At 67.6% G+C, this 12,725-nt stretch carries 13 protein-coding genes; 3 read left to right on the plus strand and 10 right to left on the minus strand.

What is annotated here, in order from left to right:
• Positions 1–116: 116 nt before the first annotated feature.
• From T8T21_RS00535 to T8T21_RS00545, 3 genes are all read right to left on the minus strand, one after another.
• Positions 117–791, minus strand: coding sequence for an orotate phosphoribosyltransferase (locus tag T8T21_RS00535; RefSeq protein ID WP_322336370.1), 675 nt, complete (start codon positions 789–791; stop codon positions 117–119).
• Between the two features lie 38 nt (positions 792–829).
• Positions 830–1,882, minus strand: coding sequence for a dihydroorotase (gene pyrC, locus T8T21_RS00540; protein ID WP_322336371.1), 1,053 nt, complete (start codon positions 1,880–1,882; stop codon positions 830–832).
• Between the two features lie 63 nt (positions 1,883–1,945).
• Positions 1,946–2,899 (minus strand): hypothetical protein, encoded by a 954-nt coding sequence (locus tag T8T21_RS00545; protein ID WP_322336372.1) that lies wholly within the window; start codon positions 2,897–2,899, stop codon positions 1,946–1,948.
• A gap of 236 nt (positions 2,900–3,135) precedes the next feature.
• Between T8T21_RS00545 and T8T21_RS00550 the strand changes: the two genes are divergently transcribed.
• Positions 3,136–5,292: an OmpA family protein gene (locus tag T8T21_RS00550; RefSeq protein ID WP_322336373.1), complete on the plus strand. Its 2,157-nt coding sequence runs from the start codon at positions 3,136–3,138 to the stop codon at positions 5,290–5,292.
• Between the two features lie 142 nt (positions 5,293–5,434).
• On the opposite strand, the gene infC is transcribed toward T8T21_RS00550, so the two are convergent.
• Entirely contained in the window at positions 5,435–5,911 is a 477-nt protein-coding gene (gene infC / locus T8T21_RS00555; RefSeq protein WP_322336374.1) for a translation initiation factor IF-3, read from the minus strand.
• A gap of 247 nt (positions 5,912–6,158) precedes the next feature.
• On the opposite strand from infC, the gene T8T21_RS00560 reads away from it, so the two are divergent.
• Positions 6,159–6,746 (plus strand): hypothetical protein, encoded by a 588-nt coding sequence (locus T8T21_RS00560; RefSeq protein ID WP_322336375.1) that lies wholly within the window; start codon positions 6,159–6,161, stop codon positions 6,744–6,746.
• 113 nt (positions 6,747–6,859) lie between these two features.
• Here T8T21_RS00560 and T8T21_RS00565 read toward each other — a convergent pair whose 3' ends face one another.
• The 5 genes from T8T21_RS00565 to T8T21_RS00585 form a co-directional block, all read right to left on the minus strand.
• On the minus strand, positions 6,860–7,690 hold the full coding sequence (locus T8T21_RS00565; RefSeq protein WP_322336376.1) for a ferredoxin--NADP reductase: 831 nt from the start codon (positions 7,688–7,690) through the stop codon (positions 6,860–6,862).
• 52 nt (positions 7,691–7,742) lie between these two features.
• A complete protein-coding gene (locus T8T21_RS00570) occupies positions 7,743–8,150 on the minus strand; it encodes a DUF934 domain-containing protein (protein WP_322336377.1) in 408 nt (135 codons plus the stop codon).
• A 65-nt stretch (positions 8,151–8,215) separates the two neighbouring features.
• Complete coding sequence (locus tag T8T21_RS00575; RefSeq protein ID WP_322336378.1) at positions 8,216–8,959, minus strand: phosphoadenylyl-sulfate reductase; 744 nt, start codon at positions 8,957–8,959, stop codon at positions 8,216–8,218.
• Positions 8,949–10,631 carry a nitrite/sulfite reductase gene (locus T8T21_RS00580; RefSeq protein WP_322336379.1) on the minus strand — a complete coding sequence of 561 codons (1,683 nt, stop codon included), beginning with the start codon at positions 10,629–10,631 and terminating at the stop codon, positions 8,949–8,951. Before T8T21_RS00580 ends, T8T21_RS00575 begins: the two co-directional genes overlap by 11 nt.
• 2 nt (positions 10,632–10,633) lie before the next feature.
• Positions 10,634–10,933: a DUF2849 domain-containing protein gene (locus T8T21_RS00585; RefSeq protein ID WP_183472734.1), complete on the minus strand. Its 300-nt coding sequence runs from the start codon at positions 10,931–10,933 to the stop codon at positions 10,634–10,636.
• A 139-nt stretch (positions 10,934–11,072) separates the two neighbouring features.
• Here T8T21_RS00585 and T8T21_RS00590 point away from each other — a divergent pair, with 139 nt between their 5' ends.
• Complete coding sequence (locus T8T21_RS00590; RefSeq protein WP_183472737.1) at positions 11,073–11,534, plus strand: Lrp/AsnC family transcriptional regulator; 462 nt, start codon at positions 11,073–11,075, stop codon at positions 11,532–11,534.
• Here T8T21_RS00590 and T8T21_RS00595 read toward each other — a convergent pair.
• Entirely contained in the window at positions 11,531–12,697 is a 1,167-nt protein-coding gene (locus T8T21_RS00595; protein WP_322336380.1) for a cytochrome P450, read from the minus strand. The genes T8T21_RS00590 and T8T21_RS00595 overlap by 4 nt on opposite strands.
• Positions 12,698–12,725 lie beyond the last annotated feature (28 nt).

A 12,725-nucleotide genomic window follows, 5' to 3' on the forward strand; every position in this document is an offset into this window, starting at 1 on the left:
TGGATAAGCTGTGGAGACACCTCGCCCGCCACATCTTGGCGCGACGAGGTGCCTTGGGTCAACATCTGGTTTCCCTCGGGGCAGATGGTCGGCTGTTTCGGGCCGACCGTCACACCTCAGCCACGTGCCGGAGCCCAGCCTTTCGGGTCGCGCAGGTAGCGTTCCACCTCGTCGAGCGTGTCGGCGTCGAAGGCCTCCGTGGCGCGCGCCTCGGCCAGCACGTCCCACCAGGTGCACAGGTGGATGAGGCCGATGCCTTTTTCCGCGAGGGCCTCGGTCACGCCCTCGAAGATGCCATAATAGAAGATCACCGCGGTCCAGTCGCAGGTCGCGCCGGTCTCGCGGATCGCCTCTACGAAGCTGAGCTTCGAGCCGCCATCGGTGGTCAGGTCCTCGACCAGGATCGCGCGCTGGCCTTCGGTCATCACGCCCTCGATCCGGGCGTTGCGGCCGTAGCCCTTCGGCTTCTTGCGCACGTAGCTCATCGGCAGGGCCAGCCGCTCGGCGATCATCGCGCCGAAGGGAATGCCCGCCGTCTCGCCGCCCGCGACGTTGTCGAAGGCCTCGAAGCCCGCCTCGCGCATGATCGACACGGCGAGGAAATCCATCACCGTGGCGCGGATGCGCGGGAAGGAGATCAGCATGCGGCAATCGACATAGGTCGGCGCCTGCTTGCCGGAGGCGTGGGTGTAGGGCTCGGTCGCGTTGAACTTCACCGCGCCGATTTCCAGCAGCATCCGCGCGGTCAGCCGCGCGATCTCGTCCTTCGGGGGGTAGCCGGTGGGGATCATCTCGAACTCTTCGTGTAGGGAATGCGTCGGGGGAGGGCTCAGTCTTCGACGCGCCAGTGCAGCGCGAAGCCGGGGTCGAACACGGTGACGGGGCCGTCGCCGGTCTCGATCCGCGCGGGGTAGGTCACGGGCTCTCCCCGCACCAGGGTGATCGTGTCCTCGTTCACCGGCAGCCGGTAGAAACGCGGCCCGTTGAGCGAGGCGAAGGCCTCGAGGTGGTTCAGCCGGCCCGCCGCCTCGAACACCTCGGCGAGGCAGGACATGGTGTTGGGCGCGGTGAAGATCCCGGCGCAGCCGCAGGGCTGCAGCTTGGCCGGATCGGCATGCGGTGCGCTGTCGGTGCCGAGGAAGAAGCGCGGGTCGCCCGAAACCGCCGCCTGCACCAGCGCCACGCGGTGGCGTTCGCGCTTGGCCACCGGCAGGCAGTAGAAATGCGGCTTGATGCCCCCGGCGAGGATATGGTTGCGGTTGATGATCAGGTGATGCGTGGTGATCGTCGCGGCAAGGTTTCTGGGGCTGTCGCGCACGTAATCGACGGCGTCGGCGGTGGTCACGTGTTCCATGACGATGCGCAGATCCGGCGTTCTGCGGCGGATCGGCTTGAGCACGCGGTCGATGAACACCGCCTCGCGGTCGAAGATGTCGATCGCGCCGTCGGTCACCTCGCCATGCACGCAAAGCGGCATGCCGATCTCGGCCATGGTCTCGAGCACCGGGCGGACCTTGTCGAAGTCGCGCACGCCGGAGGCCGAATTGGTGGTTGCGCCGGCCGGGTAGAGCTTCACCGCGGTGGCGATGCCGCTCTCATGCGCGTGGCGCACATCGGCGGGATCGGTGTCCTCGGTGAGATAGAGCGTCATCAGCGGCGTGAAGCCCGATCCCTCGGGCAGGGCGGCGCGGATCCGCTCGCGGTAGCTCTCGGCCTGCGCGGCAGTCACGACCGGCGGCACGAGGTTGGGCATGATGATCGCGCGGCCGAAATGGCGGGCGCTCTCGGGGGCCACGGCTTCGAGCATGGCGCCGTCTCGCAGATGCAGGTGCCAGTCGTCGGGGCGGCGGATCGTGATCCGGTCGGGGCGTGCGTCTTTCATGGCCGCCCTCCTACACCGGGTCGTTCGGCCTGACCATAGGTCACGAGTGGCCGCGTCCTCGGGTCAGGCGCTGCGCGTCAGCACCCGCGTCTCGGCCGGATCGGCTCCGATCAGCGCCTCGAGCCGCCGCGCGTAATGCTTGGCTTCGGGCGTGGTGATGCCATGGCGGCACAGCCGGGCGACCTGCGCCGGGCGGTCGGCCTGTTCGAGCTGGCGCAGCAGGCCGCGCAGATAGAGCGGATTGCCGCGACGGCCGCGCCAGATCTTGGCAAAGGCGGCGCGGTCGAGCCGGTCCTCCATCGCCAGCTCCAGAAGCTCGGGCATCGCGCCGATCTGGTCGAGCACGGGCTCGATGCGGCTGCCGGCGTTGAAGGCGGGCAGCGTCACGACATTGGGCCGGCGATACAGCGCGGCATGGATCGAATCGGCGGCGTGCCTCGGGTCGTGGATCAGCGTCACCTTAGCGGCGGCGTCGACCATGTCGGGCGCGTAGCCGAAGCGGCTGGTGAAATCGAGCCGCCGCGCGGCGAGGTGGCGCCGGTCCCACCCGGCGATGGCCGGGTCGAGCGTCGCCAGCGGGCGCAGCGCCAGCACCCGCGCCCCGGGCGAGGCGACCGAATAGGCGGCGGCGGCATAGCCGCAGGCGTGATGCCCGTGAAACAGCACCCGCTCGAAATCCTCGAAGAAGCCTTCATCGACGAGACGGTCGACATAGCCCCAGACACGCGGCGAGCGGAACCAGCCCTCGTCATCCGCGATCAGCACCAGGAGCGACCAGCCGGTGCGCGCCAGCATCTCGAAACCGCGCGGCAGGGCACGGGGACGGCGGCGAATCGAATCCCGGGTCTCGAAGGTCACCAGGAGCCGCGGCCCGGCGTCGATGAACAGCGCCGCATGGTGCTGGCCCAGCGGTTCGTAATAGCCGAACTCCTCGCCGATCCGGTCGAGCTGGGCCTGCCAGTCCGCAGGGGACAGGCCGCTCAAGTCGGTGTGCGGATCGGGCAGGTTCTCGGTCATCGGTCGCTCCGGGCTGAGGGAGTGGTCTCCCATGGCTTACCAGAATCCTGCGCGATTACGGCGTAAATTGGCAAGGCCAGTGCTCATTTGTCGTCCCGGGCGGCGCCTGAAAGTGGCTGTCCGACACATGGTTATTGCATAACTGCGAAGTTGACGGACCTTTGCGGCCATTGCCCGCGTTGCGCTGGCAATGACGGATCCGCCCCGCACCCGGGGCGGCCCGAGAGGAGATGTCGATGAAGAAGAGCTTTCGTACCACGACCGCACTGGCGGCCAGCCTGTCGCTGATGCTGCCCAACCTGGTGCCGCTGGCCCAGGCCCAGCAGGCCGGGCAGGAGATGTTCTGCCTCAATGGCGAGACGCCGCCCTGCGCGGATGCGCCCGAAGCCGGCGTGGCGCTCTACGAGCTGCCGGTCGAGACGCTGCGCGAGATGGCCGAGGAGGGCCGGCTCGACGACGAGATGCTGGCCGAATATGGGCTGAACCTCGAGATGCTGCGCGAAGCGGGCGACGAGCAGATCGAGGCGGCGCTCGACATGGCACGCGATTCGCTCGCGGCCGGGACGGCGATCGCCACCGAGCTCGGCCAGGCGGCCGGCATCGAGATGGAGGCCGAGGTCGAGCAGAGCGGTGAGCTCGAGGCCGAAGCCGAAATGGAAACCGAAGGCGCGGCCGGCGATGCCGCCGCCAGCGCTTCGGTGAGCCCCGAGGCGCAGCCCGAAGCGCCGGTAGAGGAGGTTCAGCCTGAGGCGACCGCCGAGGCCGCGCCTGAGACTGCTGCTGAGCCCATGGCCGAGGCAGCCCCGGCGGACGCAACCGCCGAGACCGCTCAGCCCGAAGCCATGGCCGAAACCGCCCCGGCGGAAGCCATGACCGAGACCGTCGAGCCCGAGGTCTCCGCCGAGACCGCGGAAGCGGAAGCGGTGACCGAGACCGCGCCGGCGGACGCCCAGGCTGACGCCACCGCGACCGACGCTCCGGCCGACACGGCGCAGCCCGAAACGACTGCCGAGACCGAGACCGCGTCGGAGCCGATGCAGGCCGAGACCACCGCCACCGATTCGGCGCAGACCGATGCCGACCGCGCCGCCCGCGCGGCCGAGCTTCAGGCCCAGCTCGAAGCCGAATCCCAGGCCCAGGCCGAGCAGGATGCCGCGGCGACGACCGAGGTGACGGGCGATAGCGAAGCCGGTGCAGAGGCCGAAACCACTGCCACGGCCGAGACCCCGTCGCCGACCGAGGCCGAAGCTCCGACCGCGACCCAGGCCGACACCGAGACCGCGGCGCCGGATGAGAACATCGACCCGACCGCCGAGGAGCCGCAGAGCGCGGTGGCCGCGTCGGCCGCGGCGTCCGAGGCCGAGCCGGCCGAGGTGACCGAGACCGAGATCGACGAGGAGAACTCGCGTCAGAGCGACGAAGAGTTCGCCGCCAGCGTTTCCACCGAGGCTTCGAACGAGACCCAGACCGAGACGAAGAAGAAAGATCGCGACGGCCTGTCCGACTTCCAGAAGGCGCTACTCCTGGGCGTCGGCGCCGTGGCCGTGGGCTCGCTTCTGAACAACGGCCGTCAGGTCGTGGCGAACACCGGCGACCGGGTCGTGGTTCAGGGTGAGAACGGGCTCGAGATCTACCGTGACGACGACGCGCTGCTGCGTCAGCCGGGCGCCGACCTGCGCACCGAGACCTTCAGCGACGGCTCCACCCGGACCACGCTGACCCGCGAGGACGGCACCAAGGTCGTCACCATCCGTGATGCGCAGGGCCGCGTCCTGCGCCGCACCCGGGTCTTCGCCGACGGCACCGAGATCGAGCTGTTCGACGATCTGGCCCAGTCCGATCCGGTCGACGTGCGTTCGCTGCGCGAGATGGAGGCGGCACCGATCACCATCTCGGCCGCCGAAGCCGACCGTGCCGCGCTGCTCGAGGCGCTCCGCGCCGAGGCGTCGGTGGATACCGGCCGCGGCTACAGCCTGCGCCAGATCCGCGAAATCGAGCCGGTCCGGGCGCTGGTTCCGGCGATCGATCTCGACACGCTGACCTTCGCCACCGGTTCGGCGGCGCTGCGGCCCGAGCAGGCCTCGACGCTGGTCGATCTCGGCCTCGCGATCGAGGAGCGGCTGGCCGAGAACCCGCGCGAGGTGTTCCTGATCGAGGGTCATACCGACGCGGTCGGCAATGACGCCTACAACCTCGCCCTGTCGGACCGTCGGGCCGAGACGGTGGCGCTGGCTCTGACCGAGAACTTCGCCATCCCGCCCGAGAACCTCGTGGTGCAGGGCTATGGCGAGCGCTTCCTGAAGGTGGAGAGCCAAGGCGACGTTCAGGCCAACCGTCGTGCTACGGTGCGCCGGATCACGCCGCTGCTGCAGCAGGTTGCCTCCGCGCAGTAAGCTGCACCTTTGAACGACATGCGGGCCGCCCCTCGGGGCGGCCCGTTTTCGTGTCGGCCCAGGATCGGGACCCGGGGCAGGGAGGCGTCAACAAAAAGGGCCGCCCGATGGGCAGCCCCTTGGATTCGCCGGTGTGCGACCGTTACTTCTGGGTCGGCCCGATCATCATGACCATCTGGCGGCCTTCCATCTTCGGCATGTTCTCGACCTTGCCGATTTCGGACACGTCGCTGGCGACACGCTCCAGAAGCTCGCGGCCCAGTTCCTGGTGGGCCATCTCCCGGCCCCGGAAGCGCAGGGTCACCTTGACCTTGTCACCGGCCTCGAGGAACCGCAGCACGTTCCGCATCTTCACGTCGTAATCGTTCGTGTCGGTGTTGGGGCGGAACTTGACCTCTTTGATTTCAAAGGTCTTCTGGTTGCGGCGCGCCTCGGCTTCCTTCTTCTGCGTCTCGTATTTGAACTTGCCGAAGTCCATGATCTTGCAGACCGGAGGCGTGGCGTTGGGCGAGATCTCGACGAGGTCGAGACCGGCCTCTTCGGCCAGGGCGAGGCCGCGCTCGGGGGTGACGACGCCGATGTTTTCGCCGTTCTGTCCGATCAGTCGGATTTCGGCCACGCGGATACGTTCGTTGACGCGGGGGCCGGTGTCGCGCGTGGGAGGCGCGTTATGAGGTCTGCGGGCTATGGTGCACGTCCTTCGGTTGTTCGATTTGGTGGGCAGAAGGTAGTCGTCCGGGTAGTGCGATTCAAGCCGCAAAACAAGGGGTCCGCCGCGCCATGAGGGTCTTCGGGCGATGGCATATGCCCCAGAGCGTGCTATGTGGGCCGCAAACAGTTCAGGTTTTGCAGCAAGGAACAGCGCAATGATGAAAATTCTCGGCATCATCGCCGCCGCGGTGCTCGCGGTCGTCGTGGTGACTTCGATCTGGGGCGGCGACGACGCGGAGGTCACGACCAACGAAGCCACCGATGAAGAGGTGGGCCAGCTGGCCGAGACCCCGACCGCGGACATCGTCGACGAAGAGGCCGAAGCGCCGGCTGCCGATATCGAACCCAATGACGAGATGGGCGAGATCACCCCGCCCGAAGGCGGTGCCGCCGACACCGAGGCGCTGACCGAGGAAGTCGAGGAAGAGACCGTCGACGCGCCCGAGGGGGCCGAGCCTGTGATCCTGATGGATGACGAGAACCTCGCCGAAGAGGTCGAGGCCCAGGCCGAAGAGGCGCTCGGCACCGAGGCCGCCGGCAACAACGAAGGTCTCGCCATCCTCGAGGCCGCGCTCGAGCCCGAGACCTTCGACTACGAGGCCGTGCAGCAGGCGATCGCCGACAGCGCGCTCGAGAGCGACCGCCGCGATCAGCTGGCCACCGCGCTGGAGCGCGCCCGCCGCTACCCCGCGATCCGCGACGCGCTGCTGGAGGACATCCGCGCCGAGCTCGGCGTCGAGTAACCCGGCTGCGGCCCGGCGCGCCGGGCCGCATCGCTCGCCGATAGCAGCGGCCCGAAACAGAAACGCCGCGCGGATCGCTCCGCGCGGCGTTTCTTTTTACAGGCTTTGAATGATCAGCCGACGAAGGCCTTCTCGATCACGAACTCGGCCGGGTCGGAGTTGGCGCCCTCGCGCAGACCGGCCTTTTCGAGCAGTTCTTTGATGTCGAGGTTGAAGGCGAGGCTGCCGCAGACCATCGCGCGGTCGGTCTCGGGGTCGAGCGTCGGGACGCCGAGATCCGAGAACAGTTCGCCATTCTCGATCAGATGGGTGATCCGGCCCATCTTGGGGCTCTCCTCGCGGGTCGTGGTCGGGTAGTAGACCAGCTTGTCGAGGTTCTCTTCGCCGATCAGCTCGCGCAGCATCTCGTCGGTCTTGACGCTTTCGACCAGTTCGCGGCCATAGGTCAGCTCGGCCACGTCGCGGCAGGTGTGGGTGACGATCACCTGCTCGAACTTCTCGAATGTTTCCGGATCGCGCAGCAGCGAGGCGAAGGGCGCAAAGCCCGTGCCGGTCGAGAAGAGCCACAGCCGCTTGCCGGGGATCAGCGCGTCATGCACCAGCGTGCCCACGGGCTTGGGGCGCAGGATGACGTGATCGCCTTCCCGGATGTGCTGGAGCTTCGAGGTCAGCGGGCCGTCTGCGACCTTGATCGAGTAGAATTCCAGTTCCTCGTCCCAGTTGGGCGAGGCGATGGAATAGGCCCGCATCAGCGGCTTGCCGTTGTCGCCCGTCAGACCGATCATCACGAACTCGCCCGAGCGAAAGCGCAAGGATGCGGGCCGGGTGATCCGGAACGAGAACAGGCTGTCGGTGTAGTGACGCACGGCGGTCACGACCTGTCCGTCGGGAGATTGTGCGACGCGGGCGGCGTTGGTCTGGGTCACTGGGCTTTGCTCGGTCATGTCTTTCTCGTTCGGCTCGAATAGGGGAGGAGGCGTTACGGGTAAAGGCGGCTCAACCGCGCAGCCGTGCCTGGTAGTGATGGGCCTGCCAGTCGGCACGGGCGCGCCACTGGTTCTCGGGCTGGCGCTGCGCCAGATCGTCCGAGATCTCGACCTCGTCGAAACCCGAACGCCGGGCCATGGCGTATTGATCCGCGATCACGTGGCCCTCGGCGCGCAGCCGACCGGTAAAGCCCAAGGAGCGCAGGTCACGCGCATGGGTGAAGCCGCGCCCGTCGGAAAAGGCGGGAAACAGCACCCGGATGGCGGCGATCTCGCCCAGACGGCCGACCAGCTCACGCGGGTCGTCGCCGGGGGCGATCTCGACGGCGGTGTCGGCCGCGCTCATCTCGGCCAGCGGCACGAAGCTGCCGGTGAAGTCGTCTGGGGCGAAGCCCTTGTCGGTCACGATCACGGTCATCTCGTCCTCTCGGGGCCGGGCCCCTGTTCATCAGTCTTCAAATCTGCGGTCTCGCCGGGTCGGTTTCAGGCCTCGGCGGGTTTGCCGCGCACCATCTTCCCGTTCACGAAATGTATGCCGCACTCTTCCTTGTCGCTGTCGCGCCAGCGTCCGGCACGGGGGTCTTCGCCGGGCGCGACCTTGCTGGTGCAGGGCGCGCAGCCGATCGAGGGGTAGCCCTGCGCCACCAGCGGATGACGGGGCAGGCGGTTCTCGGCGATATAGTCCTGCAGGTCGGTACTGGTCCAGTGGGCCAGCGGATTGATCTTGATCCGCAGGTCGTCCTCGTTCTCGAAGAACTCCAGCGCGGCACGGGTCTTGCCCTGGTAGCGCTTGCGCCCGGTGATCCAGCTGTCGAAGCCCGAGAGCGCGCGCTGCAGCGGCTCGGTCTTGCGGATCGCGCAGCACAGGTCGGGGTTCGACTTGTGCAGCAGGTTCTCGGGGTCGTGCTCGGCCAGCGCCTCGGGACGTGCCTTGATGGTGCGAACGTTCTTGAGGTTCAGCCGTTCCGTCAGCTCCATCTGGTAGGCCAGCGTTTCGGCAAAGAGCATCTCGGTGTCGACGAAAAGCACCGGGGTGGTGCGGTCGATCACCGAGACGAGATGCAGCAGCACGACCGATTCCGCGCCGAACGAGCTGACCAGGGCGATCCGGCCAAGCGCGTGCTCGGCCAGCGCCTTTTCCAGCACCGCGGTCGCGCCATGGTGACGGTAGCGGGCGTTCAGGTCACGGACGGTTTCGTCGATGCGATGCGGTTTCTCATGCAGCATCAGCCCGCTCCCGCTTCGCCTCTTGCTCGGGGTAGAGCACGGCCTTGAACGGCTCGGCCCCGAGCCGGCGATAGGCGGCGAGGAAGGTCTCTTCCGGCCCCGAACGCAGGTCGAGATAGCCCAGCACCAGGCGCTCGATCGCGGGCACGATCTCTTCGGCCGAAAAGCCGGGGCCGGCGCGCTCGCCGATGCTCGCAGTCTCGTCGCCCGAGCCGCCCAGCGTCACCTGATAGTTTTCGACGCCCGCGCGATCGAGCCCGAGGATGCCGATATGGCCGACATGGTGATGGCCGCAGGCGTTGATGCAGCCCGAGATCTTGATCTTGAGCGGGCCGACATCGTGCTCCAGCTTCAGCTCCTCGAAGCGCAGCGCGATCTGCTGCGCAACCGGGATCGAGCGAGCGGTAGCCAGCGCGCAGTAATCCATGCCGGGGCAGGCGATGATGTCCGACACCAGCCCGATATTGGCGGTGGCGAGGCCGTGCTCGCGCAGCTTGGCGTGCAGCTTCGGCAGGTCCGACTTGTGGACATGCGGCAGGATCACGTTCTGCTCATGGCTGATCCGCAGCTCAGCATGCCCGTAGGCGTCGGCCAGATCGGCCAGCACGCGCATTTGCTCGGCGGTGGCGTCACCCGGCGTCTGGCCCGGCTTCTTGAGCGAGACCGAGACGATGGCGTAGCCCTCGGCGCGATGCGCGGTGAGATTGGTGTCGGCCCAGGAACGGAACACCGGGTCGGCGCCGTAGGCCGCCTCATAGGCGTCCACCGGGGCATTGCGCCAGGCCGGCGGGGCGAACTGGGCGCTGATCTCCTCGAACATCTTCACGTCCACGCCCGAGAAGGCGGGCTTGGTGCGGGCGAACTGCTCGTTCACCGCGTCGCGGAATGCGTCGAGGCCGTTCTCGAAGACGGTGATCTTGATCCGGGCCTTGTACTTGTTGTCGCGGCGGCCCAGCAGGTTGTAGGCGGCGACGATCGCCTCGCAGTAGGGCAGCAGGTCCTCCTGGGAGACGAACTCCTCGATCACCTTGCCGATCATCGGGGTCCGACCGAGGCCGCCGCCGATCAGCACCTTGTAGCCGATCTCGCCGCGGGCGTTCTCGACGATCTGGATGCCGATGTCATGGGCCTGGATCACCGCGCGGTCATGGCTGGCGCCGGTCACGGCGATCTTGAACTTGCGCGGCAGGAACTGGAATTCCGGGTGGTCGGTCGACCACTGGCGCAGCAACTCGGCCACCGGGCGCGGATCGGCGATCTCGTCCTGGGCAGCCCCGGCGAAATGGTCGGCGGTCACGTTGCGGATCGTGTTGCCGGAGGTCTGGATCGCGTGGAGGCCGACATCGGCCAGCGCCTGCAGCATGTCCGGCACGTCGTGCAGGGCGGGCCAGTTGTACTGGATGTTCTGGCGCGTGGTGAAATGGCCGTAGCCGCGATCCCACTTCTCGGCCAGAAGCGCCAGCGTGCGCATCTGGTCGGAGGAGAGCGTGCCATAGGGGATCGCCACGCGCAGCATGTAGGCGTGCAGCTGCAGGTAGAGGCCGTTCATCAGCCGCAGCGGACGGAACTCCTCCTCCTTGAGGGAGCCGTCGATCCGACGCTCCACCTGGCCGCGGAACTGGTTGACGCGCTCTTGGACGAAGGCGCGGTCGAAGTCGTTGTAGTGGTACATGCTCAGAGCTCCACCTGCTTGCCGTGGGCGTAGTTCGACGGGCCGCGGGTGCGGAAGGTTTCGCGGAAATGCGTGGGCTCGGGGCCCTCGGCGCCGGCCTTGGCATCGGCGAGATAGGGACCGACGACGATATCGGCCTGGCTTTGCGCCGCCAGCAGCCGCAGCTCGGCATGCGCCTCCTCGTCGATCAGTTCGGCCTCGCGCATGTCCGGAGTCCAGCGCCCGTCGGCGGTCAGCCAGACGGCATCGCCCTCAAGGAGGCGGTTGGCGGTCACGACCTTGGGCGTGAACTTGCGGGGCATGGCTATCTCCGTCTTCAAGCGTCAGGCTGATATAGGACAGGTGTCTTGCTTTTGGCTACCGGTCGCGGCAGATAAGGAATGCGTGTTTCCGCTGGCGCCGTTCGGCGGACATGCGTTCCGAATTCAAGGAGTGCCGCGAATGTCGTTCCAGCCCGATGAGATCGACCGGAAGATCCTGATCGAGTTGCAGCGCGATGCGTCGCGTTCGCTCGACGAAATCGCCAAATCGGTGGGGTCGTCGAAGACGCCGGTGTGGAACCGGATCCGCAAGATGCGCGAGCGCGGCATCATCGGGCCGCAGACCGTGGTGCTCGACGCCGAGGCGCTGGGCTTCGAAGCCTGCTTCTTCGTCCTGATCCGGACCAGCGCGCATGAAGCCGACTGGCAGGCGCGGTTCCTCGCCACGCTGCGCGACCGCCCCGAGGTGCAGGAGGCTCATCGGCTGGCGGGCGACATCGACTACATCCTCAAGGTGCGGGTGCGCAACGCGCGTGCCTATGACGCCTTCTACCAGGCGCTGATCGCCGAGGTGCGGGTGCAGAGCGTCACGGCGCTGCTGTCGATGGAGGAGATCAAGTCCACGGTGGCGCTTCCGCTCTAGAAGGCGCGCACCATCAGCCGCTCCAGCCCGTGGAAATGGTAGAGATCGGCATAGCGCGGCGGCTCCGCGAGCCGCAACTCGGGGCAGTGGCGCAGCAGCGAGGCCAGCGCTACCCGCATCTCCAGCCGCGCCAGCGGTGCACCGACGCAGAAATGGATGCCGGCGCCGAAGCCCAGATGCGCCGGCCCCTTGCGGGTGGGGTCGAAGCTGTGGGGATCGGCATAGGCCTCCGGGTCGCGGTTGGCCGCGCCGAGCAGGCAGGCGATCCGGTCGCCGCGTACGAAGCGGTGACCCAAGATCTCCAGATCCTCGTAGACCCAGCGGGTGAACATGTGCAGCGGCGGGTCGAGCCGCAACAGTTCCTCGACGCAGGCACCATCTATCTCGCGATGATCATGCGCCAGCAGCGTGCGCACCGCATTGCCCAGCGAATGCACGGTCGCCTCGTGGCCCGCGTTGAGCAGCAGGATGCAGGTCGAGACCAACTCCTCGGTGGTGAGCTTCTCACCCGCCTCCTCGGCGGCGATCAGCTCCGAGATCAGGTCGTCGGCCGGGTTGCGCCGCTTCTCGGCGATATAGACCGCGAGGAAATCGCAGAACGCCTGCGTCGCCATCTCGGCCGCGTCTTCCATCGTCCGGGTGCGTCCGGCCTGATACATGCCGACCATGGCGTTGGACCAGGCCAGCAGGTCGTCGGCGCGGCTTTCGGGCAGGCCCATAAGCCTTGCGATGACGATCACCGGCACCTTGCGGGCATAGGCGTCGAGCAGGTCGAACGCGCCCTGCGGAAAGCCGTCGATCAGCCGGTGGCACAGCGCCTCGATTTCCGGCTCCAGCGCCGCGATCCGGCGCGAAGTGAAGGCGTGCAGCACCAGCTTGCGCAGCCGGGTATGCGTCGGCGGCTCCAGCTCCAGCATCGAATGCGCTTCGCAGGCATAAAAGGCGGCGAGATGGCCGGGGATCGCGGGGGCATTCTCGACCGGCGCCTCGCGGCCCATCCGCGGGTCGCGCAGGATCGCGGAGACAGCGGCGTGCGAAGTGGCGCAGGGCAGGTCGTACTCGCCCCAATGGAACAGGGGCCCGGCGGCCCGCGCCCGGTCGTAGAACGGGTAGGGGTTCTGGACGAATTCCGGGTCGGTGGGGGATTGGCTCAATACCTGCATGAGGCGAGCGTGCCGCGCCACTCTGGTC

Origin of the sequence: Limimaricola variabilis, assembly GCF_034371605.1 — a bacterium.
In the GTDB taxonomy this organism is placed as follows: domain Bacteria; phylum Pseudomonadota; class Alphaproteobacteria; order Rhodobacterales; family Rhodobacteraceae; genus Limimaricola; species Limimaricola variabilis.

Coding starts and splice junctions, on each gene's coding strand:
- T8T21_RS00535 (WP_322336370.1), bottom strand. CDS start 791: ATGATCCCCACCGGCTACCCCCCGAAGGACGAGATCGCGCGGCTGACC.
- pyrC (WP_322336371.1), bottom strand. CDS start 1,882: ATGAAAGACGCACGCCCCGACCGGATCACGATCCGCCGCCCCGACGAC.
- T8T21_RS00545 (WP_322336372.1), bottom strand. CDS start 2,899: ATGACCGAGAACCTGCCCGATCCGCACACCGACTTGAGCGGCCTGTCC.
- T8T21_RS00550 (WP_322336373.1), top strand. CDS start 3,136: ATGAAGAAGAGCTTTCGTACCACGACCGCACTGGCGGCCAGCCTGTCG.
- T8T21_RS00560 (WP_322336375.1), top strand. CDS start 6,159: ATGATGAAAATTCTCGGCATCATCGCCGCCGCGGTGCTCGCGGTCGTC.
- T8T21_RS00565 (WP_322336376.1), bottom strand. CDS start 7,690: ATGACCGAGCAAAGCCCAGTGACCCAGACCAACGCCGCCCGCGTCGCA.
- T8T21_RS00570 (WP_322336377.1), bottom strand. CDS start 8,150: ATGACCGTGATCGTGACCGACAAGGGCTTCGCCCCAGACGACTTCACC.
- T8T21_RS00575 (WP_322336378.1), bottom strand. CDS start 8,959: ATGCTGCATGAGAAACCGCATCGCATCGACGAAACCGTCCGTGACCTG.
- T8T21_RS00580 (WP_322336379.1), bottom strand. CDS start 10,631: ATGTACCACTACAACGACTTCGACCGCGCCTTCGTCCAAGAGCGCGTC.
- T8T21_RS00585 (WP_183472734.1), bottom strand. CDS start 10,933: ATGCCCCGCAAGTTCACGCCCAAGGTCGTGACCGCCAACCGCCTCCTT.
- T8T21_RS00590 (WP_183472737.1), top strand. CDS start 11,073: ATGTCGTTCCAGCCCGATGAGATCGACCGGAAGATCCTGATCGAGTTG.
- T8T21_RS00595 (WP_322336380.1), bottom strand. CDS start 12,697: ATGCAGGTATTGAGCCAATCCCCCACCGACCCGGAATTCGTCCAGAAC.